This is a genomic window from Luteimonas sp. MC1750 (assembly GCF_016615955.1).
In the GTDB taxonomy this organism is placed as follows: domain Bacteria; phylum Pseudomonadota; class Gammaproteobacteria; order Xanthomonadales; family Xanthomonadaceae; genus Luteimonas.
The window spans coordinates 694,489-716,423 of the sequence record NZ_CP067113.1 but is presented as its reverse complement, the minus strand read 5'-3'; the positions used below and the strand labels follow the sequence as shown (position 1 = coordinate 716,423).

At 70.7% G+C, this 21,935-nt stretch carries 16 protein-coding genes; 4 read left to right on the top strand and 12 right to left on the bottom strand.

Annotation, left to right across the window (positions count from 1 at the left end):
* The 3 genes from JGR68_RS03365 to JGR68_RS03355 all read left to right on the top strand — a co-directional run bounded on the left by JGR68_RS03365 (position 1) and on the right by JGR68_RS03355 (position 3,424).
* Positions 1-1,005 (top strand): magnesium and cobalt transport protein CorA, encoded by a 1,005-nt coding sequence (locus JGR68_RS03365; protein WP_199360562.1) that lies wholly within the window; start codon positions 1-3, stop codon positions 1,003-1,005.
* A 119-nt stretch (positions 1,006-1,124) separates the two neighbouring features.
* Positions 1,125-3,200, top strand: coding sequence for a carbon starvation CstA family protein (locus tag JGR68_RS03360; RefSeq protein WP_199360560.1), 2,076 nt, complete (start codon positions 1,125-1,127; stop codon positions 3,198-3,200).
* Positions 3,200-3,424, top strand: a complete 225-nt coding sequence (locus JGR68_RS03355; RefSeq protein ID WP_191730170.1) for a CstA-like transporter-associated (seleno)protein — start codon at positions 3,200-3,202, stop codon at positions 3,422-3,424. Before JGR68_RS03360 ends, JGR68_RS03355 begins: the two co-directional genes overlap by 1 nt.
* A 58-nt stretch (positions 3,425-3,482) precedes the next feature.
* Here the strand turns inward: JGR68_RS03355 and JGR68_RS03350 are convergent, their stop codons facing one another.
* The 9 genes from JGR68_RS03350 to ssb form a co-directional block, all read right to left on the bottom strand.
* On the bottom strand, positions 3,483-4,802 hold the full coding sequence (locus JGR68_RS03350) for a DUF819 family protein (protein ID WP_199360558.1): 1,320 nt from the start codon (positions 4,800-4,802) through the stop codon (positions 3,483-3,485).
* An 85-nt stretch (positions 4,803-4,887) separates the two neighbouring features.
* Positions 4,888-6,951, bottom strand: coding sequence for a S9 family peptidase (locus JGR68_RS03345; RefSeq protein ID WP_199360557.1), 2,064 nt, complete (start codon positions 6,949-6,951; stop codon positions 4,888-4,890).
* 83 nt (positions 6,952-7,034) lie between these two features.
* Positions 7,035-9,002, bottom strand: a complete 1,968-nt coding sequence (locus tag JGR68_RS03340) for an oligopeptide transporter, OPT family (RefSeq protein ID WP_199360555.1) — start codon at positions 9,000-9,002, stop codon at positions 7,035-7,037.
* Between the two features lie 94 nt (positions 9,003-9,096).
* Positions 9,097-11,067: a S9 family peptidase gene (locus JGR68_RS03335; RefSeq protein ID WP_199360553.1), complete on the bottom strand. Its 1,971-nt coding sequence runs from the start codon at positions 11,065-11,067 to the stop codon at positions 9,097-9,099.
* A gap of 96 nt (positions 11,068-11,163) precedes the next feature.
* Positions 11,164-12,063 carry a dTDP-4-dehydrorhamnose reductase gene (gene rfbD, locus JGR68_RS03330; protein WP_199360551.1) on the bottom strand — a complete coding sequence of 300 codons (900 nt, stop codon included), beginning with the start codon at positions 12,061-12,063 and terminating at the stop codon, positions 11,164-11,166.
* Positions 12,060-12,617 carry a dTDP-4-dehydrorhamnose 3,5-epimerase gene (rfbC, locus tag JGR68_RS03325; protein ID WP_199360548.1) on the bottom strand — a complete coding sequence of 186 codons (558 nt, stop codon included), beginning with the start codon at positions 12,615-12,617 and terminating at the stop codon, positions 12,060-12,062. The genes rfbD and rfbC overlap by 4 nt, the downstream gene beginning before the upstream one ends.
* The gene (rfbA, locus tag JGR68_RS03320; protein WP_199360545.1) at positions 12,614-13,501 is read right to left on the bottom strand and encodes a glucose-1-phosphate thymidylyltransferase RfbA; all 888 of its coding nucleotides are present in this window, start codon (positions 13,499-13,501) and stop codon (positions 12,614-12,616) included. The genes rfbC and rfbA overlap by 4 nt, the downstream gene beginning before the upstream one ends.
* Positions 13,498-14,553, bottom strand: coding sequence for a dTDP-glucose 4,6-dehydratase (gene rfbB / locus JGR68_RS03315; protein WP_199360543.1), 1,056 nt, complete (start codon positions 14,551-14,553; stop codon positions 13,498-13,500). Before rfbB ends, rfbA begins: the two co-directional genes overlap by 4 nt.
* 38 nt (positions 14,554-14,591) lie before the next feature.
* Entirely contained in the window at positions 14,592-15,164 is a 573-nt protein-coding gene (ssb, locus tag JGR68_RS03310) for a single-stranded DNA-binding protein (protein WP_199360540.1), read from the bottom strand.
* Positions 15,165-15,334: 170 nt separating this feature from the next.
* Here ssb and JGR68_RS03305 point away from each other — a divergent pair, with 170 nt between their 5' ends.
* Complete coding sequence (locus JGR68_RS03305) at positions 15,335-16,342, top strand: polyprenyl synthetase family protein (protein ID WP_199360538.1); 1,008 nt, start codon at positions 15,335-15,337, stop codon at positions 16,340-16,342.
* A 144-nt stretch (positions 16,343-16,486) separates the two neighbouring features.
* Here JGR68_RS03305 and murD read toward each other — a convergent pair whose 3' ends face one another.
* The 3 genes from murD to JGR68_RS03290 are packed head-to-tail and all read right to left on the bottom strand — an operon-like array spanning position 16,487 to position 21,922.
* Entirely contained in the window at positions 16,487-17,974 is a 1,488-nt protein-coding gene (gene murD / locus JGR68_RS03300) for a UDP-N-acetylmuramoyl-L-alanine--D-glutamate ligase (protein ID WP_199360536.1), read from the bottom strand.
* Positions 17,955-19,325: a UDP-N-acetyl-alpha-D-muramoyl-L-alanyl-L-glutamate epimerase gene (gene murL / locus JGR68_RS03295; RefSeq protein WP_199360534.1), complete on the bottom strand. Its 1,371-nt coding sequence runs from the start codon at positions 19,323-19,325 to the stop codon at positions 17,955-17,957. Before murL ends, murD begins: the two co-directional genes overlap by 20 nt.
* Positions 19,322-21,922, bottom strand: a complete 2,601-nt coding sequence (locus JGR68_RS03290; RefSeq protein WP_199360892.1) for a bifunctional aspartate kinase/diaminopimelate decarboxylase — start codon at positions 21,920-21,922, stop codon at positions 19,322-19,324. Before JGR68_RS03290 ends, murL begins: the two co-directional genes overlap by 4 nt.
* Between the last annotated feature and the right edge of the window lie 13 nt (positions 21,923-21,935).

Sequence of the window (21,935 nt, the reverse complement as noted above, 5' to 3'; positions counted from 1 at the left end):
ATGAACGACGACGTCGCGGCGCGGATGCCCTCCAGCGTCATCAACTGCGCGGCCTATGACCGCGCGGGGCATCGCCGCGACATCGACCTCGACGCGATCAGCGACGTCCTCGCCGTCGACGACGGCAGCTTCGTGTGGATCGGCCTGTACGAACCCGGCGAAGGCGTGCTCGAGAAGCTGCAGGAGGAGTTCGGGCTCCACGACCTCGCGATCGAGGACGCGCACCACGCGCACCAGCGACCCAAGCTCGAGGGCTATGGCGACTCGCTGTTCCTGGTCGCGAAGACCGCGCAGGTGGTCGACGAACGCATCATCCGTTACGGCGAGACCCATGCCTTCCTCGGCGCCCGCTACCTCGTCACCGTGCGCCACGGGCATTCGCTGACCTATGCGCCGGCGCGCAGCCGGCTGGAACGCGATCCGGAGCTGATGGCGCTGGGCCCGGCCTTCGCCCTGTACGCGGTGCTCGACACCATCGTCGACAACTACCTGCCGATCGTCGACGAGTTCCGCTCGACGCTGGAAGCGCTGGAACAGGACGTCTTCAGCGAGACCTACCGCCGCGGCACCATCCGCCGCCTCTACGAACTCAAGCGCGAGCTGACCTACATGCGGGTGGCGGTGACCTCGATGCAGGACGTGCTGTCGCAGCTGGTGCGCACCGGCGGCCCGCTGGTGTCGGAGGACGTGCGGCTGTACCTGCGCGACGTGCTCGACCACTCGGTCCGCGCCAACGACGCCGTGGACGTGCTGCGCGACATGCTCGGCACGGCGCTGGGCGTCAACCAGGCGCTGGTGACGCTGGCGCAGGGTGAAGTGGTCAAGCGCCTGGCCGGCTGGGCCGCCCTGCTGGCGGCGCCGACCCTCATCGCCAGCTGGTACGGCATGAACTTCGTGCACATGCCCGAGCTCCATGGACGCTGGAGCTACCCGGTGCTGATCGGCGTCGTGGTGCTGGTGGTGGGGCTGCTCTATCGCTACCTGCGCAAGGTGCGCTGGCTCTGACAGCGCTGCGCGGCCTGCGACCAAAGTCGTAGGCCAGTTCCCGCCGCAGCGCAGCATTGGCGATTGACCACGATCGGAGTAGAAGCGACCCTGATCCCAACAATCCAACGGGGCGTGCCATGAAGGGTGGACTCGGCAAGATCGCGTGGGCGGCGCTCGCGGTGCTGGGCGCGTTCTGCCTTGGCACAATCGCGCTCAGGCGCGGCGAATCGATCAATGCGCTGTGGATCGTGGTCGCCGCGGTCTCGATCTACCTGGTCGCCTACCGCTTCTATGCGCGCTTCATCGCCGACCGGGTGTTCAACCTCGATGCCACCCGCGCCACGCCGGCGATGATCCACAACGATGGCCTGGACTACGTGCCCACCAACAAGCACGTGCTGTTCGGCCACCACTTCGCCGCGATCGCCGGCGCGGGGCCGCTGGTCGGCCCGGTGCTGGCGGCGCAGATGGGCTACCTGCCCGGAACCCTGTGGCTGATCGTGGGCGTGGTGCTGGCGGGCGCAGTGCAGGACTTCATGGTGCTGGTGGTCTCGAGCCGCCGCGACGCGCGCTCGCTCGGCGACCTGGTGCGCGAGGAGATGGGGCGGATCCCCGGCACCATCGCCCTGTTCGGCGCCTTCCTGATCATGATCATCATCCTCGCCGTGCTGGCGATGATCGTGGTGAAGGCGCTGGCGGAAAGCCCCTGGGGCATGTTCACGGTGATCGCGACGATGCCGATCGCGATCTTCATGGGCATCTACATGCGCTATCTCAGGCCCGGGAAGATCGGCGAGATCTCGGTCATCGGGCTGGTGCTGCTGATGGCCGCGATCTGGTTCGGCGGCAGCGTGGCCGCGCACCCGACCTGGGGCCCGGCGTTCACCTTCACCGGCACCCAGATCACCTGGATGCTGATCGGCTACGGCTTCGTCGCCGCGGTGCTGCCGGTCTGGCTGCTGCTGGCGCCGCGCGACTACCTGTCCACCTTCCTCAAGATCGGCGTGATCATCGGCCTGGCCATCGGCATCCTGATCACGATGCCGATGCTGCAGATGCCCGCGCTGACCCAGTTCACCGACGGCACCGGGCCGGTGTGGAAGGGCTCGATGTTCCCCTTCCTGTTCATCACCATCGCCTGCGGCGCGGTGTCGGGCTTCCACGCGCTGATCGCCTCGGGCACCACGCCCAAGCTCATGGCCAACGAACGCCACGCACCCTACCTCGGCTACGGCGGCATGCTGATGGAATCGTTCGTGGCGATCATGGCCATGGTGGCCGCCTCGATCATCGATCCGGGCGTGTACTTCGCCATGAACAGCCCCGCCGCGATCATCGGCACCGACCCGGCCGCGGTGGCGCAGGTGGTGTCGAGCTGGGGCTTCACGGTCACGCCCGAGGTGCTGGTCCAGACCGCCGAGGATGTCGGCGAAGCCTCGATCATCTCCCGCGCCGGCGGCGCGCCGACGCTGGCGGTGGGCATCGCGCAGATCTTCCACGCGGTGATCCCGGGCGAAGGGATGATGGCCTTCTGGTACCACTTCGCGATCCTCTTCGAGGCGCTGTTCATCCTGACCGCGGTCGATGCCGGCACCCGCGCCGGGCGCTTCATGCTGCAGGACCTGCTGGGCAACTTCGTCCCGGCGATGCGCCGGACCGAGTCCTGGGGCGCGAACCTGATCGCCACCGGCGGCTGCGTCGCGCTGTGGGGCTACTTCCTCTACCAGGGCGTCACCGATCCGCTGGGCGGCATCAACATGCTGTGGCCGCTGTTCGGCATCGCCAACCAGATGCTGGCCGGCATCGCGCTGATGCTGTGCACGGTGGTCCTGTTCAAGATGAAGAAGGACCGCTACGCGTGGGTGCCGATCGTGCCGGCCGTGTGGCTGCTGGCCTGCACGCTCAGCGCCGGCTGGATCAAGATCTTCGATGCCAACCCGGGCGTGGGTTTCCTGGCGCAGGCGAACAAGTACCGCGCGGCGATCAACGCCGGCGAACTGATCGCGCCCTCGAAGGACTTCGGCGGCATGCAGCAGATCATGATCAACAACTACGTCAACGCCGGACTCACCGCGCTCTTCATGTTCGTGGTCGTGGCGGTGCTGGTGTATTCGGTCGGCGCGGTGCGCAAGGCGCGTGCGAACCCGGCGCGCAGCGACCGCGAGACGGCCTACGTCGCGCTGACCGAAGAGCAGCGGAAGGTCTGGCTCTGATGGCCGGCGCGCTGGTCCCGCTCGACCATTTCGCCACCCACAAGCGCGTGTGGCGTCGGGTCCTGCAGACCGCGCGGCTGTGCTGCGGCATCCCCGACTACGACAACTACGTGCGCCACGTGCTGGAGAAGCACCCGGACCGGGAGCCCATGGACTACCCGACCTTCTTCCGCGAGCGCCAGGAAGCCCGCTACGGCGGGCGCGGCGGGTTCCGCTGCTGCTGAGAGCCCCGACCGGGGCCGGGCAGCCCTGGGACGGGCCGCCGGGCCGGGGTTGCCGGCGTCAGGCCCCCGCCATCATCCGCAGGATCTGCCCCAGTCCGTAGGCGATCACCGTACCGCTGGCATAGCCGACCGTTCCAAGCAGCACGCCCACCGGGGCCAGCGTCGGATGGAAGGCGGCGGCGATGACCGGCGCCGAGGCGGCCGCACCCACGTTGCCCATCGAGCCGACGCCGAAGTAGAACAGCGGCGCCTTCACCAGGCGCGCCGCGTACCAGATCACCGCCACGTGGATCGACATCCACATGAAGCCGATCACCACCAGTTCCGGGCGGTTGGCCAGCTTGAGGAAGTCCATCTGCATGCCGATGCAGGCGATCAGGAAATACAGAAACACGGTGCCGACGCGCGACGCACCCGCGTCCTCCAGGCGGCGGACGCGGGTGAAGCTCAGCACCAGTCCGCCGAGCGTCGACAGCACCACGATCCAGACGAAGGGCGCATCCAGGCTGAACTGCGACGACCAGGGCGCATTGGCCTTGAACCACGCCGAGGCCGGCTCGGAGATCGCATGCGCAAGGCCGACGATGCCGAAGGCCCAGCCGACGATCATCATCAGGTCGGCGAGCGACGGGATGCGCGCGTTCGCGGCCTCGTAGGCGGCGATGCGTTCCTTCATGTCGTCCAGCGCGCGGGTGTCGGCGCCGCTGCGCAGGTCGATCGGTCCGGCGCGATTGGCGAGGAACAGCAGGGTGGCCATCAGCAGGCTGGCGATCGCCACGTCGACCACGGCGAACTGCCCGAACAGGGTGGCGTCGACCTCGTAGATCTCGCGGATCGCAACCATGTTGGCGCCGCCGCCGATCCAGCTTCCCGACAGCGCGGCCATGCCCTTCCAGGTGTCGCCCGCCACCGCGGCCGGCCAGAACCATTCCATCGTCTGGAAGGTGATGATCGCGCCCAGCACGATGCCCAGGGTGCCGGCGCAGAACACGAACAGCAGCTTGGGCCCGAGCTTCAGGATGCCCTTGAGGTCGATCGACAGCGTCAGCAGGACCAGCGCGGCCGGCAGCAGGACCCGGCTGGCCAGGTGGTAGAGCGCGCTGCCCTCGCCATCGATGAGGTTGACCGTGTTGTAGAACGCGGGCACGAAGTAGCACAGCAGCAGCGCCGGGATCCAGGCGAAGAACTTCTTCCAGAACGGCGTCGGACCCGACGCCAGCCAGAAGATCGTGCCGAGCGTGGCCGCGATCAGACCGAAGACCACGATGTCGTTGCCGAGCAGCGGCGCCGACGCCTCGACCGCGGCCGCCGCACCCACGGGATCCAGGGCATCGATGGCGGCGGCTTCGGCTTGGGGCGTGGCGGGAGTGGGTGCCATCGGCAGTGTCCTGTTGTGCTGGGTGGGGAGACGCGTACGGGAACGCGCGGCCGACCCATTCCGGGCCGGCCGCGACGCGGGGCGGTCAGGGACCGATGTGCTGCTTCAGCCAGGCATTGACGGTGTCATGCCAGAGGACGCTGTTCTGCGGCTTGAGCACCCAGTGGTTCTCGTCGGGGAAGTACAGCAGCTTCGAGTCGATGCCCTGGCGCTGCAGCGCGGTGAAGGTCGACAGGCTCTGGTCGATCGGAACACGGAAATCGTTCTGGCCGGCGACCACCAGCATCGGCACGCGCCACTTCTCGATGTGACGCGCCGGGTTGTGGCGCTCGTAGGCCTCGGGATTGTCGAACACGGTGCCGCCGTTCTCCCACTCGGTGAACCACAGCTCTTCGGTCACCAGGCCCATCGAACGGGTGTCGAACACGCCGTTGTGGTTGACCAGGCACTTCCACGGCCCGTTCCAGTTGCCCGCGATCCAGTTGACCATGTAGCCGCCGTAGCTGGCGCCGAGCGCGCAGGCGTTGTCGCCGTCGAGGAAGGCGTACTTCTGCTGCGCGGCGGCCCAGCCCTTCTGCAGGTCCTCGAGCGGCGCGCCGCCCCAGTCGCCGCTGATCGCGTCGGTGTAGGCCTGGCCGTAGCCGGTCGAGCCATGGAAGTCGATCATCACCACCGCGTAGCCCTGGCCGGCATAGGTCTGCGGGTTCCAGCGGTAGCTCCAGCCGTTGCCGAAGCTGCCCTGCGGACCGCCGTGGATCAGGAAGGCGACCGGATACTCGCGGCCCTCCTCGAAGTTCGACGGCTTGACCACGTAGCCATGGACGGTCGCGCCCTTGGCGCCCTTGAAGCTGAACTGCTCGAACGCCCCGAAATCGACGCCCGGCAGGCGCTCGGCGGCGGTCGGCGTGATGGCGCGCTCGCCCTGCCCGTCCAGCGAGGCCACGTGGATGACGTCGCCGGTGTCGATCGCGTTGCGGCTGTAGACCAGGGTCTCGCCGGCGACTTCGAACGCCGAGACGCTGCCGCCGCCGACCAGCCGGGTGACCTCGCCGGTCGCGACATCGACGCGGAACAGCGGGTACTCCCCGGTGTCCTGCGCGGCCACGTACAGGGCGCGGCCGTCGGCCGAGGGCTGCAGGCTGCTGGGCGAGCGGTCCCACCCGGGCGCGATCTCGCGGCGCTCGCCGCTGGCCAGGTCCAGCGCCATCAGCGCGTAGCGGTCGGCCTCGAAGCCCGGGCGCTTCATGGCACGGTAGAACAGCGTGCCGCCGTCGGCGCTGAACACCGGGCCCGCGTCCCAGGCGGCGTTGTCAGCGGTGAGGTTGACTGGTGCGGCGCCACCGCCGGCGTCGAGGCGGTAGAGATCGAAATTGGTCGACCACGGCTCTTCGCGGCCGGCGACCTTCACGCTGGCGACGAGGCTGCGGCCGTCGGGCGCCCAGGTGTAGTCTTCGGCGCCGCCGAACGGCCGGCCCGGAATGTCGCCGTCGAGCGCCGCGCTGACCGCGGTGGCCGAGCTGGCCGGCTTGGCACCCTGCGCGGGCAGGTCGGCCACGAACAGCCGGTTGCGGGTGCCGTCGGCCCAGGTGTCCCAGTGGCGCACGAACAGCTGGTCGTAGACCACGCCGGAGACCTTGGAGTCCTTGCGGGCATCCATGCGCTGCTTCGTGCAGGCGAAGTCGGCGCCGCAGTCGCCGAAGACGCTGGCGCTGAACGCGACGCGGTTGCCGTCGGGCGAGACGTGGTAGGTGCCCACGTCGGTCGCGAAGCCGGTCAGCTGCCGCGGCGTGCCGCCGGCCAGCGGGATCGCGTAGAGCTGCTGCGCGCCATTCTTCGCGCTGAGGAAGTACACCGTGCCGCCGTCCGGCGAGAACGCCGGCGAATTCACGTTCCAGCCATCGGGCGTCAGTCGCTTCGGCGGCGCGAGGTCGCGCGTCACCAGGTTGCGGACGTAGAGCGCGGACGTGCCGGAGTTGGCGTCGAAATCGATGCTGCGCTGGGCGAAGACCAGGTGCCGGCCGTCAGGCGACAGCGTCGGCGAGGACACGCGCTCCAGCGCCACCAGGTCGCGGGCCTCGAGGCCTCGGGCATCGGCGGCCACCGGCAGCGCGGCGAGCAGGCACAGGGTCAACAGGGCGGTGCGCGGCATGGATCGGGACTCCCGGACGGAAAGGCCCGATGGTAGGCGGCGGGGCTGCCCTGCGCAAAGGCAGGAAGTCCCACCACCACGGCTCAGCGCGGACCCGGCTCCACCGGCGCCGCGGGCGCTTCCTGCCTGGCCGAGCTGCGGTAGAGCAGCCAGGCCACCACGGCCAGCACCGCCAGCCCGACCCACTGGTTGAAGTGCAGCGATTCGGCCACGGCCAGCACGTCGGAGCGCTCGGTGATGACGATCGGCACCGCGATCGCGATGCCCATCAGGGCCTCGCCGGTGATCAGGCCAGCCGCGAACAGCGTGCCCGGACGGTGCACGCGGTCGCGGGCCGCCTCGTCGTGGCCGTCGACGCCGTGCCGCCGCTCCACCATCCACGCGAGCACGCCGCCGAGGAAGATCGGCACCATCAGCTCGATCGGCAGGTAGATGCCAATCGCCGCCGCCAGCACCGGCACGCGGAAGGTGGAGGCGCGGGCCTTGAGCCATTCGTCCAGCGCGATGATCGCCGCGCCGACGCCGGCGCCGATCGCGATCATGTCCCAGGGCAGCTTGCCGCCGAACATGCCCTGCGCCACCGAGGCCATGAGCGTCGCCTGCGGCGCGGCCAGCGACTGCGGCTGCTCGGGCGTCGGCGCACCGATGCCGTAGGCCTGGGCCAGCAGGTTGAGCACCGGGGCCATGATCAGCGCGCAGGAGAACGCACCGATCGCCAGCATCAGCTGCTGCTTCCACGGCGTGGCGCCGACGATGTAGCCGGCCTTGAGGTCCTGCAGGTTGTCGCCGCCCACCGCCGCCGCGCAGCACACCACCGCACCGATCATGATCGCGGCCACCGCGCCCACCGGCGAATCGCGGCCCAGCAGCAGCACCAGCACCGCCGCCGCGAACAGGATGGTCGCGATGGTGATGCCCGACACCGGGTTGTTCGACGAGCCCACCAGGCCTGCCAGGTAGGCCGAGACCGAGACGAACAGGAAGCCCGCGACGATCATGATGATCGTCATCGGCACGCTGACGAACCAGTTGCCGACGATCGCCTGGTACAGCACCAGCAGCGGAATCACGAACAGCAGCAGCGCGATCAGCATCCATTTCATCGGCAGGTCGCGGTCGGTCTCGGCCACGACCTCGTCGCCGCCCTTGCGCGCCGCGGCGATGCCGCTCCTCACGCCCGACAGCAGTGACTTGCGCAGCGAGAACAGGGTCCAGATGCCACCGATCAGCATCGCGCCGACGCCGAGGTAACGGATCTTCGCCGACCAGATCGCCCCCGCGGCATCGGCGGCCGGCACGCCCGCCAGCTGCGCCGCCAGCACCGGATCGGTGTCCAGGAAGAGCGCGTGGTACAGCGGGATGGCGATGTTCCAGGACAGGATCGCCCCCGACAGCACCACGATGCCGATGTTCAGCCCGACGATGTAACCGACGCCCAGCAGGGCCGGCGACAGGTTGGTGCCCATGTAGCCGAGGTAGCGGCCGACGAAGCCCGACACCACCGCGTTGTCGGGGATCATCCGCATCCCGCTCTCGGCGGCGACCTTGACCACGGCGCCAACCGTGGCCGCCAGCGCGAGGATCCTGAGGCCCGGCCCCGGGTTCTCGCCGGCCTTGAGCACTTCGGCCGCGGCCTTGCCCTCGGGGAACGGAAGCGGGTTCTCGACGATCATCGTGCGCCGCAGCGGCACCGAGAACAGCACCCCGAGCAGGCCGCCCAGGCCGGCGATCGCCAGCACCCAGGAATAGCGGAAGTCGTCCCAGTACCCGAGGATCACCAGGGCGGGGATGGTGAAGATGACGCCCGCCGCGATCGACGAACCGGCCGAAGCGCCGGTCTGCACGATGTTGTTCTCGAGGATCGTGCCGCCGCCAAGCAGGCGCAGCACGCCCATCGACACCACCGCGGCCGGGATCGCGGTGGCGATGGTCAGGCCCGCGAACAGGCCGAGGTAGGCGTTGGCCGCGGACAGGATCACCGCCAGCACGATCGCCAGCAGCACCGCGCGGAGGGTCAGCTGCGGAACGGCACCGCGCTCATGGTCTGTCATCGGATCGCACCCCCGGAGGAAGCGGCAACGCTAGCGCTCCGGGGGCTGCGCGTCCAGATCCCGCGTCGCGCGACGCGACGCGGGTGGCCGCCGCCTAGTTGGCGGCCGTGGCCTTGCCGCCCAGGTGCCGGCCCAGGAAGGCCAGCAGCCGCGTGTAGTACTCGCGGCGGTTGGCATCGTCGTAGTAGCCGTGCCCTTCGGTGGGGAAGTAGGCGGTTTCCACCGGTACGCCAGCCGACGCCAGCGCGCGCTCCATCATCCGGGTGTGCTCGATCGGCGCGCGTTCGTCCTTGCCGCCGGCGGCCAGGAACACCGGGATCCTGATCCGGTCGGCCATGCGCGTCGGCGACACCGCGCCGAGCGCGTCGCGCTCGCCGATCCACTCGCGCAGGTAGGTCGTGCCCGAGCCGCGCTGCTGGATGTCACCGTGCGTGTGCATGGTCGGAAGGTCGTAGACGCCCACGTTGCCGGCGGCGCAGCGGTACAGCGCAGGCTCGCGCGCCGCGCCCATCAGCGCGGCATAGCCGCCATAGCTGCTGCCGTAGATGCAGATCCGGCCGGCATCGGCGATGCCCTGCGCGATCGCCCAGCGGGTGGCGTCGGTGACGTCGTCCTGCATCCGGCCGCCCCACTCGCGCGCGCCGGCATGCTCGAAGGCGCGGCCGCGGCTGCCCGAGCCGCGGAAGTTCACCTGCAGCACCGCATAGCCGGCGGACGCCAGCATCTGCGACTCGGTATCGAACTGCCAGGTGTCGAAGATGCCGAAGGGACCGCCGTGCGGCAGCACCACCATCGGCAGGTTGCGCCCATTGGAGCCGGCGGGAAGGGTGACGAAGCCCTGCAGCTCCAGGCCGTCGCGCGCCTGGAGGCTGACCGGACGCCGCTCGGCCATCTGCGCCGGGTCGAACCACTGGCGCCGGGCGACGACGTGGGCGGCCTTCTTGTCGACGGTGTCGTAGATGTAGAAGTCGCCCGGGTTGCGGTCGCTCCAGGTCTGCAGCAGCACCTTGCGCCCGTCGGACGTGCTCGAGGTGATGTAGACCGCGTGGCCATCGAACGCGGCCTCGAGGCTGCGGTACAGGCGCGCATCCGAGGACTGCGGATCGAAGAAGGCGGTCCGCGGCTTGCCGTCCAGGAACAGCGCGCCGACCGGCACCTGGGTGCCCGGGGCGTGGAGGATCACCGCCGGATCGCCGGTCTCGTCCGCGAGCACGGTGGTGCGTTCGCCGCTGGCGATGTCATACGCGACGATCCGGCTGGGCCCGCTGGCCTGCTCGACGGTCAGGTACGCCGTGCGGTTGTCGGCGGAGAAGCCCACCGGCCATTCCGCGTGGCCACTGGCCGACTCGTCGTTGAGCAGCACCCACTCGGCGCCATCGCCCGCGCGGTAATACAGCTTGTTGACGATGTCGTGGCCCGCGCCGTGCGCGAAGCGCACCACGCCGGTGTTGTCGGTGGTGAAGCGGGCGTTGCGGATCGGAGCGATCGCGGCCACCACGCGCCGGCCGGTATAGATGTCCAGGCGCTCGGCGCGGGTGAACGGATCCAGCGCGAAGCGCTCGGTGGACACCAGCGAGTAGCGCGGGTCCTCCAGCAGCGGATCGATCAGGAAGGCGGCGACGCGGTCGGCCCGCTGCGTCTGGATGCGGGTGCCCGTTCCGGCACCGGCGACGCGCTGGCCGATCAGCAGCTGCTTGTCGCTGCCATCGGCATCGAGCGCGTACAGCTCTCCGGTGAGCTGGGGCGCGTCCATCATCCCGAACTTCTCGGCCACGCTGAGCACGACCCGCTCGTCGCTGACCCAGTCGAAGTCGGCGAAGTGCGTGTTCTTGCCCAGCCGCAGCGCGGTCGACATCTGGGCGTCCGCCACCCGGATGATGGCCAGGCCCATCTGGTCCTCCAGGGGCACGGTCGCGGCGTAGTACTCGCCGGTGGGCGAGAGCTTGATGTCGACGAAGGTGTCCTTCTTGACGAAGGCATCGAGATCGATGCCCGGTGCCGCCACGGCCGGAACGCACACGAACGCCAGCATCGCAGCCAGCGCGACTTGATATCCCCGCTTCATCCTGATCCCCGAAAGTCCAGCCAGCCCCTCGCTGGCGCGCGCCCATTATGACCGGCGAACGGGATGCTTGGCATCCCTGCGCCGCGTCGGCGCGCGTCAGGCGCGCGCGAGGCCGTCGAGGACGCGATCCAGGTCGCTGGCCCAGTCCGGGAGTTCGACCGGCCACTGTGCACGCAGCGCCGAGGTGTCGAGCCTGGAGTAGGCCGGGCGTCGCGCGGGCGTCGGGTACTCGCTGCCCGGCACCGGCAGGACGCGCGGGCGTCGTGGCAGCAGGCCGCGGGCATGCGCGCCGTCGATGATCGCGCTGGCGAACCCGTGCCAGGTGGTCCCGCCCGACGCGGTGAGGTGCCACAGTCCCGATGCGGATCCCGCCGTGGCCAGCGCCTCGGCCGTGACCGAGGCGATGCGCGCCGCGGCGGTCGGCGTCCCGTGCTGGTCGTCGACCACGCGCAACTCGTCGCGCTCGGCCGCCAGGCGCAGCATGGTGCGCATGAAGTTGTGGCCGTGCGCGCCGTAGACCCAGGCGGTGCGGAAGACCATGTGGCGCGCGCCGCTCGACCGGACGGCGGCTTCGCCCGCCAGCTTGCTCGCGCCGTAGACGCCAAGCGGCGCGGTGGCATCGTCCTCGCGCCAGGGCCGGCTGGAGTTGCCGTCGAAGACGTAGTCGGTCGAGTAGTGCACCAGCAGCGCGCCGCGGCGGGCGCAGGCGTCGGCGAGCGCGCCGGGCGCCTCCGCATTCGCGCGGAACGCCGCGTCGCGCTCCTGCTCCGCGCGATCGACGGCGGTATAGGCCGCGGCATTGACCACCACGTCCGGCGCGATGCGATCGACCAGGGTGGCCAGCGTGCCCGGCTGGTCGAAGTCGGCCACTTCGCAGGTGCCGCCGTCGGGCAGCAAGCCGCTGCGCGTGGTGCAGACGACCTCGCCCAGGGCCGCCAGTTCGGGTCGCAGCGCGTGGCCGACCTGTCCGTTGGCGCCGAGCAGCAGCAGCCTCACGGCACGTAGACCGGCAGGCGCTCTTGGGGAATGTCGGCCAGGAAGGGCGCGCGTGCATCCTTGTCCGACAGCGACGGATCGGCCACCGGCCAGTCGACGGCCAGGCTGGCGTCGTTCCAGCGGATGCCGGCGTCGGCCTCGCGGTCGTAGGTGGCGGTGCACAGGTAGGTGAACACCGCGCGCTCGCTCAGGGTCACGAAGCCGTGCGCAAAGCCTTCCGGGATCCAGAAATGGCGCTTGTTCTCCGCGCTCAGCACCACCGCGGTCCACTTGCCGAAGGTCGGCGAGCCGCGGCGGATGTCCACCGCGACGTCCCAGACCTCGCCCTCGACCACGGAGACATACTTGCCCTGCGGCTTCGGCCACTGGTAGTGCAGCCCGCGCATGACCCCGCGCGAGGACGCGGACACGTTGCCCTGGACGAAGCTCGGCGCCAGGCCATGCGCGGCCAGCTTGTCGGCGTTGAAGGATTCGAAGAAGAAGCCGCGGTCGTCGCCGAACACCTGCGGCTCGAACACCAGGCAGCCCGGCAGGCCGGTTTCCACCACCTTCATCGCACCACTCCGCGCTTGGCCAGCGACAGCAGGTACTGGCCGTAGCCGTTCTTGGCCAGCGGCGCGGCCAGCTGCTCGAGGTCGGCGTCGGTGATCCAGCCGTTCGACCAGGCGATCTCCTCCGGACAGCACACGCGCAGCCCCTGGCGCGCCTCGACCGTCTCGATGAAGTTCGAGGCTTCGATCAGCGACTGGTGGGTGCCGGTGTCGAGCCAGGCGTAGCCGCGACCCAGCTGCTCCAGGTGCAGGCTGCCCTCGTCGAGGTAGCAGCGGTTGAGGTCGGTGATCTCGAGCTCGCCGCGCGGCGAAGGCTTGAGCGAGGCGGCGAAGTCGCTGGCGCGCCCGTCGTAGAAGTACAGGCCGGTGACGGCGTAGTTGGAACGCGGGTTCACCGGCTTCTCTTCCAGCCCGACGACCTTGCCGTCGGCGTCGAAGTCGGCCACGCCGTAGCGCTCCGGATCGCCGACCCAGTAGCCGAACACCGTGGCGCCGTCCTGGCGCGCATCGGCGCGCTTGAGGATCTCGGTGAAGCCGTGGCCGTGGAAGATGTTGTCGCCCAGCACCAGGCAGCTCGGCTTGCCGTCGACGAAGTCGCGGCCGATCAGGTACGCCTGGGCCAGCCCGTCCGGGCTCGGCTGCACCGCGTACTGGATGTCCATGCCCCACTTCGAGCCGTCGCCCAGCAGCTGCTGGAACAGCGCCTGCTCGTGCGGGGTGTTGATGATCAGCACCTCGCGGATGCCCGCGAGCATCAGCGCGCTCAGCGGGTAATAGATCATCGGCTTGTCGTACACCGGCAGCAGCTGCTTGCTGATCGCCTGGGTGATCGGATACAGCCGGGTGCCGGAGCCGCCGGCGAGGATGATGCCGCGGCGCGAGGTCATGCCTCCACCCCGATCCGCTCCAGGCGATAGCTGCCGTCGAGCACGCGCTGCACCCAGGGCTGGTTGTCCAGGTACCAGTCGACCGTCTCGGCGATGCCGCGCTCGAAGGTGTACGCAGGTGTCCAGCCCAGTTCGTCGCGCAGCTTCGAGGCGTCGATCGCATAGCGGCGGTCATGGCCCGGGCGGTCGGCGACGTAGGCGATCTGCGATTCGCGCGGCTGGCCATCCTCGCGCGGACGGCGCTGGTCGAGCAGCGCGCAGATGGTCTTCACCACCTGGATGTTCTGCATCTCGGCATTGCCGCCGACGTTGTAGGTCTCGCCCACCCGGCCCTTGGCCAGCACGGTGCGGATCGCCTCGCAGTGGTCGGTCACGAACAGCCAGTCGCGCACCTGCTTGCCGTCGCCGTAGACCGGCAATGGCTCGCCGGCCAGGGCCTTGGCGATCACCAGCGGGATGAGCTTTTCCGGGAAGTGGTACGGGCCGTAGTTGTTCGAGCAGTTGGTGGTCACCACCGGCAGCCCGTAGGTGTGGTGGAAGGCGCGCACCAGGTGGTCGGACGCGGCCTTCGACGCCGAGTACGGCGAGTTGGGCGCGTAGGGCGTGGTCTCGGTGAAGAGGCCGGTCTCGCCCAGCGTGCCGTAGACCTCGTCGGTCGACACGTGCAGGAAACGGAACGCGGCCTTCGCCTCGCCCTCGAGCGCCTTCCAGTAGTCGCGCACGGCCTCCAGCAGGGCCAGGGTGCCGACCACGTTGGTCTGCACGAAGGCGGCCGGGCCGTCGATCGAGCGGTCGACGTGGCTCTCGGCGGCGAAGTTCACCACCGCGTCGGGGCGGTGCTCGGCCAGCAGGCGCTCGACCAGCGGCCGGTCACCGATGTCCCCGTGCACGAAGACGTGGTCCGGGTTGCCCTCGAGCGAGGCCAGCGTGTCGAGGTTGCCGGCATAGGTGAGCGCATCGAGATTGACGACGCGGACGCCCGCGGCCACGGCCTCGAGCACGAAATTGCCGCCGATGAAACCGGCTCCGCCGGTGACCAGCCAGGTAGGCATGCGGGTGGATCTCCTGAAAGTGTTGCCGTGTGGCCTGCTCAGAACGGAATGTCGTCGTCCGAGAAGCCGCCGTCGTCGAACTGCGAACCACCCGCGGCCGGAGGCGCCTGTCGCGCCGGAGCCGAGGACTCACGCGGGCCGCGCGGGTAGTCACCGCCGCCGCGGGCCTCGCCGCCACCGCCACCGCCACCGCCACCGCCACCGCCACCGCCACCACGCTGGTAGCCGCCGCCGGCGCCCTGGGCGTCACCGCCGCCGCGCGAGCCACCCTCGCCACCGCCGCCGAGCATCTGCATCTCGTTGGCGATGATGTCGGTGGTATAGCGCTCGACGCCGTCCTTGCCGGTGTACTTGTCGGTGCGCAGCGAGCCTTCGATGTAGACCTGGCGGCCCTTCTTCAGGTACTCGCCGGCGATTTCCGCCAGGCGCCCGAAGAACTTGACCCGGTGCCACTCGGTGCGCTCCTGCTGCTGGCCGGTCTGCTTGTCCTTCCACTGCTCGGAGGTGGCCACGCTGATCGTGGTGATCGCGCTGCCGCCCTGCGAATACTTCACGTCGGGGTCGTTGCCGAGGTTGCCGACGATGATGACCTTGTTGATTCCGCGGGCCATGGACCTGTCTTCCTGATCGCTCTCCGCCGGGATTGGCGGAGTAAAAGAGTGAGTATACCTGCCGCCCCCGGGCCATCCGGAGGGACCGCGCGCGCGGGTGGGACAACGCCGCCCGGGGCCGAAGGCCCACCCGGCGCCTATAATGGGCGCCCCCCGAACCACGCCCGCGCATGGACCCCGACTCCCAGGCCGCTCCGCCCCGCCCCGCCCTGCCGCTGTCCGAGGTCCAGGCCCATGTCGCCGCCGACATGGCCGCGGTCGACGCCCTGATCCGCCGCCGCCTGGCGTCCGACGTGGTCCTGGTCAACCAGGTGGCCGAGCACATCGTCGCCGGCGGCGGCAAGCGCCTGCGCCCGATGCTGCTGCTGCTGGCCGCGCGCGCCCTGGGCCACCAGGGGCCCGACGCCCACCAGCTGGCCGCAGTGGTGGAGTTCATCCACACCTCGACCCTGCTGCACGACGACGTGGTCGACGAATCCGACCTGCGCCGCGGCCGCAGCACTGCCAATGCGGTGTTCGGCAATGCCGCCAGCGTGCTGGTCGGCGACTTCCTGTACTCGCGCAGCTTCCAGCTCATGGTCGAGCTGGGCTCGATGCCGATCCAGGAGATCCTGGCCGACACCACCAACCGCATCGCCGAGGGCGAGGTGCTGCAGCTGCTGCACGTGCGCAATCCGGACGTGGACGAGGCCGCCTACCTGCGGGTGATCGAGCGCAAGACCGCGATCCTGTTCGCCGCCGCCACCCGCCTGGGCGCGTTGCTGTCCGGCGCAAGCGACGAGGTGCAGCAGCGCCTGCACGATTACGGGCTCAACCTCGGCATCGCCTTCCAGATCGCCGACGACGTGCTCGACTACAGCGCCGACGAGGCCGCGCTCGGCAAGCACCTGGGCGACGACCTGGCCGAAGGCAAGATGACCCTGCCGCTGATCCACGCCATGGCCCGCGCCGACGACGCCCTGCGGGCGCGCCTGCGCACGATCGTGGAAGCGGGGGACGTGGACGCGCTGGAGGAGGCGGTGGCCGCGATCCACGCGAGCGGCGGCCTCGACTACAGCATCGCCCGCGCCCGCGAATACGCCGCGCTGGCCGAGGCCGCGCTCGACGGCCTGGACGACGGCCCCTCCGTGGCCGCCCTGCGCGGCCTGGTCCGGCACGCCGTCGACCGCGGCGCCTGAGGCGCCTCGAACGCCTGCTCGAACACCTGTAGGAGCGGCTACAGCCGCGACCAGACCTCGCCAGCGCCGGTCGCGGCTGTAGCCGCTCCCACAGGAATGGGTGATCGGAGTTGGCCGGTACCGCGATCGCGGCTGTGGCCGCTCCTACAGGATGGGTGATCGTAAATCCGGATTCGACGCAGAAATGCCGAGCCCCGGAATCGCGGCAATCGCCTCCGGATCGAAGCCGCCCAGGCGCGCGAAGTCGCGGCCGCGCTCGACGTAGTCGCGGTAGGCGCCGAAGCTCGGCGCGCCCGGCGAGAGCAGCATGACCTCGCCCGCGGCCGCGTCGCCGTCGCCGCCATCGCTACCGCCGCCGCCGCCGCGGGTCGCCAGCGCATGGCGTGCCGCCTCCACCGCGCTGGCCAGGTCGCCGGCCGCGCGCAGCGCGAAGCCGCCGGCCTCCGCCATCTCCGCCAGCAACGCATGGATGCGCGGCCCGTTGTGGCCCATGGTCACGATCACCGAGGGCGCCTGGCGGCGCATTTCCGCGGCGAAGCCCGACCAGTCCAGCCCGCGATCGTGTCCGCCCACCAGCAGTGCGACGCGGCGGTCGCGATACACGTCGAGCGCGGCGAGCGTGGCGTGCGGGGTGGTGCTGATCGAATCGTTCACCCAGGCGATGCCGTCGCGCTCGCCGAGCGGCTGCAGGCGGTGTGGCAGCGGGCGGAAGCCGCGCGCCGCCGGCGCCAGCGCCGCCGCGTCATGCCCCAGCGCCTCGATCGCCGCCAGCGCGGCGCAGAGGTTGCCGCGGTTGTGGCGCCCGGGCAGCGGCACGCCGCGGGTATCGAACAGGGCGGTATCGCCGCGATGGAGCACGTCGCCGCGCAGGTGCCAGCCGTCCTCGCGGCCGTACCAGCGCAGCGTGGTCGCCGGATCCAGCCCGGCGGCGAGTCGCGCCAGCCGGGGGTCCGTGGCGTTCAGCACCGCCACGCGCGGCCTGGCCCGCGTCACCAGCGCCAGCTTGTCCTCGACGTAACGGTCCTCGCTGCCATGCCAGTCGAGGTGCTCGGGGAAGATGTTGGTCACCACCGCCACGTCCGGGCGAACGCCGCCCGCGGCGACGTCGCCGGTCTGGTAGCTCGACAGCTCCACCGCCCAGGCATCGGCCCGGTCGTCCAGCACCTCGAGCAGCGGCAGGCCGATGTTGCCCGCCAGCGCCGTGCGCACGCCGCCGGCGCGCAGCAGGTGCGCGAGCAGCGCGGTCGTGGTGCTCTTGCCCTTGGTCCCGGTCACGCACACGACGCCGCGGGCCACCTCGCCGTCGGCCACGCGCTCGCCGAACCACAGCGCCGTGCCGCCGATGAAGGCCGTGCCGGCGTGCGCCGCGACCAGCGCCTCCGGCCGATAGGGGCTGATGCCCGGCGACTTCACCACCACCTCGAATCCCGACAGGGCGCCGGCGCTGGCATCCGTCTCGACCGCCAGCAGGCCGTCGCCCAGAGCGTCCGCGGCCACGGCCTCCTCGACGCTGCAGAACAGCGTCAGCGGCTGCGCCGGCAGCCGCGCGCGCAGCGCCTGGTAGGCGGCGCGTCCCTCGCGTCCCCAGCCCCAGAGCGCGACCCGCCGGCCCTCAAGCTGCGAAATACGCATGCAGGCGGCTCCAGACGACCTCGGGGATGCCGTGCTCGGGATCGGGCACCAGCAGCGGCGCGATCGCCAGGTCCTCGCCGCCGAGCTGCGGCAGGATCACCTCGCGGAAGCGCACGACCACCGCGTCCTCGCGCCACTCCGGGCGCGCCGCCAGGGCGGCCATCGCCGCGCGAGATTCGCGCGCCTCGCCCACGCACTCGAAGGGCTTGTGGTCGCGGTACTCCATCAGCGCGTCGTAGCCCGGCACCTGCGCCTCGTCGTCGAGCAGGTTGCGCCCGAAGATGCCCACCAGCCTGGGCTTGGGCATGAACGGCGCCAGCGCCAGGAAGACGAAGTGGCACTTCGGGCAGACGCCGCACCAGCGGCTGGTCGGACGTTCGCCGAGCAGGTGGAAGTTGCGGTTGCAGCTGGAGAACCAGGCGTCGTAGCGGTCGATCTTCGCGAACTGGCGGGCCACCGCCAGCTCCGACAGCGGCCGCAGCAGCGAGTAGTAGCGCAGGTCGGCGGCGACCTCGCGCTGGAGGTAGCCCGCCAGCGCCTGTTCGAACGCCCAGCCCTTCGACCACTGGTGGTTCACCTCGCCGGTGCCCTCGATCAGGCTGCCGTAGCTGGCCGAGCGCTCGTTGGAGAACACCACCTGGTCCGCGTCGAGCACGATGGCGGCGAAGGCGAGGATCGCCGAGTTGATCGCGGTCACCGGGATATGGCCGTTGTACGCGCCCTGGCGGTTGTACTCGAACAGCTCCGGCGCCAGCTGGCGCTGGATATTGAGCGTAGGCAGCCCGGTGCGCGCGGCGCAGGCGGCGATCAGCTGCGAGCCGCCAATCCAGGCCACGGTCTGCGCGATGCCGGCGGCGCGCAGCGCCTCGATCGAGACCAGCGAGTCCTTGCCGCCGCCGATGGCGACCAGGGCGTGCCGGCGCAGGCCGAGCGGCTTGGCCCCGGCAGCGGATGCGGTGTCCGCAGCGTCCGTGCGCGGGAAGCGGATCCGGCCGTGCAGCTCCAGCCCGTTGCGGTAGGCGAACTCGCCCAGCCCCTGCAGGTACACGTCCTCCAGCAGCGCCGCGGTCGCCCCGTCGATGCCATAGCCGTCGATGCGGATGTCGCGCGGCACGGCCGCCTTGTAGTAGCTGACGCCGGCGACCAGGTGCAGCAGGCGCAGCGCCTGCATCGCCGCGCGCGCGCGCGCGGCGTCGAGCGCGAACGGCGCGCCCGGCAGGGTCACGGTTTCCACCAGGTCGGGGCCGTCGTCGAAGGCATAGGCCAGGCGCGCGACGCCGGTGTCGGCATCGAAGCCGCAGTCGACGAAGCGGAAGGTCCGGATCGCCTCGCGATCGAACACGTTGTTCATTGCTCGGTCTCCACGAGCACGCTTTCTGCAGGCAGCGCGCGCAGGTTGTAGGTGTTCGCCATGGCCATGCCGTAGGCGCCGGCGTCGGCGACCAGCAGCACGTCGCCGGGGGCGGTGTCGGAAGGCAGCGGCCGGTGCTGGCCGAGCACGTCGCCGGATTCGCAGATCGGACCCACCACGTCGAAGGCCACAGGCTCGCCGCCGTCGCCGCGCGACAGGTTGTGGATGTCGTGCCAGGCGTCGTAAAGCGTCGGCCGCATCAGCGCGTTCATGCCCGCGTCGGCGCCGACGCGGCGGATTCCGCCCTTCTCCACCACCTGGGTCGCGGTGAGCAGCAGCACGCCGGATTCGGCCACGAGGAAGCGGCCGGGCTCGATCGCCAGCCGGTAGCCCGGATAGGCCGCCTTGACCTCGGCCAGGCCCGCGGCCCAGCCGTCGAGGTCGAAGGGTTCGTCGTCCTCGCGGTAGGGAATCGGCAGGCCGCCGCCGATGTCGATGGTGTCGATGCTGCCGATGCGACCGGCGATCCCGCCGAGCTCGTCGCAGACCGCGCGCCAGTGGTCGGGGGTATCGACGCCGCTGCCCAGGTGCGCGTGCAGGCCGGTCACGCGCACGTCCAGCACGCGCGCGGCTTCGAGGAAGGCTTCGACACGGTCCACCTGCAGGCCGAACTTCGACGCCAGGCCGCCGGTGACCACCTTCGCGTGGTGGCCGTCGCCGCGGCCCAGGTCGACCCGCAGCCACAGCGCGCGGCCGCGGAACACGTGCGGCCAGCGCTGCAGCGCCTCGACGTTGTCCAGGGTGACGTTGACGCCGCGCGCGAAGGCGTCGGCGTACTCGTCGACCGGCGCGAAGCTCGGCGTGAACAGCACGCGCGCCGGATCGAGGCCCGGCAGCGCCGAGAACACGTGCGCCAGCTCGCCGGCCGAGACGCACTCCAGGCCGAAGCCCTCCTCCACCAGCACCCGCAGGATGTCCGGGTGCGGATTGGCCTTGATCGCGAAGAAGCGCCGGTCCACCGCCTGCACCGCGCGGAGCTGGCGCGCGCGGGCGCGCACCGTGCCGAGGTCGTACGCATAGCGCGGCGTGCCCCCGGCGGCCAGCGCCAGCAGCTCGGCGCGCCGGCCTTGCCACCAGGGTGCCGGGCGGCGGCGCAGCCGGCCCTCGAGCTCGCGCCAGCGCGGGCCGAAGACCTCGGCCTCGCGCACCGGCATGGCGCCGCTGGCGATCAGCCCGTCGTGCAGCTCCTGCATCAGGCCATCGGCGTCGGCCTCGTCGATCACGAAGGTCAGGTTGAGGTCGTTGGACGACTGCGAAATCAGGTGCACGCGCTCGCGGTCAAAGGTCGCCCAGACGCCGGACAACCGGTGCAGCAGCGAGCGCATGCCGCGTCCGACCAGGGTGATCGCGCTGCAGGGCGCGATCACCTTCAGCCGGCAGCTGCGGGCGAGGTCCTCGGAGAGCCGCGCGATCACGTCGGTGCTGACCAGGTTCTCGTTCGGGTCCAGCGACACGGTCACGTTGGTTTCCGAGGAACCGATCAGGTCGACCGAGAGCCCGTGGCGGCGGAAGCATTCGAAGACGTCGGCGAGGAACCCGACCTGCTGCCACATGCCCATGGTTTCCATCGACACCAGCACCACACCGTCGCGGCGGCAGATGGCCTTGACCCCGGGCACGGTGTCCGGGCCGCCGTCGATGCGGGTTCCGGGCAGGTCCGGGCGCGCGGTGTCGAGGATCGCGATCGGCACGCCGGCCTCGCGGCAGGGCTTGATCGCGCGCGGATGCAGCACCTTGGCCCCGGTGGTGCAGATCTCCTGCGCCTCGGCATAGTCCAGGCGCGTGAGCAGGCGCGCGTCGGGCACCTCGCGCGGGTTGGCGCTGAACATGCCGGGCACGTCGGTCCAGATCTCGACGCGCTCCGCGCCCAGCAGCGCGCCGAAGCAGGCGGCCGAGGTGTCGGAGCCGCCGCGACCGAGGATGGCGCTGCCGCCGTCCTCGTGCCGCGCGATGAAGCCCTGGGTCAGCAGCATCGGCGCCGGCTGCGCGGCGAAGCGCGCGCGCCAGTCGGCATCGGCCTCGCGCCGGCAGGCCACCGACAGCCGCCGCGCCCAGTCGTTCTGGTTGGGCAGGGCCACGGCGTGCAGCCAGTCGCGCGCGTCGCACCAGCCGAAGGCCAGGCCACGGGCGCGCAGGTAGGCGGCGCCGAGCGTCGACGACAGCAGTTCGCCCTGGGCCAGCACCTCCCCCTGCCAGTCCAGCGGACGGCGCGTGGCGCGCGGCTCGGCCACCAGGGTGCGCAGCACGTCCAGGCGTTCGTCGATCACCGCGGGGTCGAGGTCCAGCGCCGCCGCGAAGGCGCGGTGCCGCTCGACCAGGGCATCGACCTGCGCCCGCGCGTCGCCCGCGCCCTCGCTGATCGCGGTGAGCGCATTGGTCACGCCCGACAGCGCCGAGACCACCACCAGCACGCGACGGCCCTCGGCCGCGCGCCCGGCGGCCAGGCGGCCGATGGTGTCCCAGCGTTCGCGCGAGGAGACCGAGGTGCCGCCGAACTTGAGCACGATCCAGGGTTCGGGTCGGGAATTGGCGTGCATGGGAATCCGCGTG

Coding starts and splice junctions, on each gene's coding strand:
- JGR68_RS03365 (WP_199360562.1), top strand. CDS start 1: ATGAACGACGACGTCGCGGCGCGGATGCCCTCCAGCGTCATCAACTGC.
- JGR68_RS03360 (WP_199360560.1), top strand. CDS start 1,125: ATGAAGGGTGGACTCGGCAAGATCGCGTGGGCGGCGCTCGCGGTGCTG.
- JGR68_RS03355 (WP_191730170.1), top strand. CDS start 3,200: ATGGCCGGCGCGCTGGTCCCGCTCGACCATTTCGCCACCCACAAGCGC.
- JGR68_RS03350 (WP_199360558.1), bottom strand. CDS start 4,802: ATGGCACCCACTCCCGCCACGCCCCAAGCCGAAGCCGCCGCCATCGAT.
- JGR68_RS03345 (WP_199360557.1), bottom strand. CDS start 6,951: ATGCCGCGCACCGCCCTGTTGACCCTGTGCCTGCTCGCCGCGCTGCCG.
- JGR68_RS03340 (WP_199360555.1), bottom strand. CDS start 9,002: ATGACAGACCATGAGCGCGGTGCCGTTCCGCAGCTGACCCTCCGCGCG.
- JGR68_RS03335 (WP_199360553.1), bottom strand. CDS start 11,067: ATGAAGCGGGGATATCAAGTCGCGCTGGCTGCGATGCTGGCGTTCGTG.
- rfbC (WP_199360548.1), bottom strand. CDS start 12,617: ATGAAGGTGGTGGAAACCGGCCTGCCGGGCTGCCTGGTGTTCGAGCCG.
- rfbA (WP_199360545.1), bottom strand. CDS start 13,501: ATGACCTCGCGCCGCGGCATCATCCTCGCCGGCGGCTCCGGCACCCGG.
- rfbB (WP_199360543.1), bottom strand. CDS start 14,553: ATGCCTACCTGGCTGGTCACCGGCGGAGCCGGTTTCATCGGCGGCAAT.
- ssb (WP_199360540.1), bottom strand. CDS start 15,164: ATGGCCCGCGGAATCAACAAGGTCATCATCGTCGGCAACCTCGGCAAC.
- JGR68_RS03305 (WP_199360538.1), top strand. CDS start 15,335: ATGGACCCCGACTCCCAGGCCGCTCCGCCCCGCCCCGCCCTGCCGCTG.
- murD (WP_199360536.1), bottom strand. CDS start 17,974: ATGCGTATTTCGCAGCTTGAGGGCCGGCGGGTCGCGCTCTGGGGCTGG.
- murL (WP_199360534.1), bottom strand. CDS start 19,325: ATGAACAACGTGTTCGATCGCGAGGCGATCCGGACCTTCCGCTTCGTC.
- JGR68_RS03290 (WP_199360892.1), bottom strand. CDS start 21,922: ATGCACGCCAATTCCCGACCCGAACCCTGGATCGTGCTCAAGTTCGGC.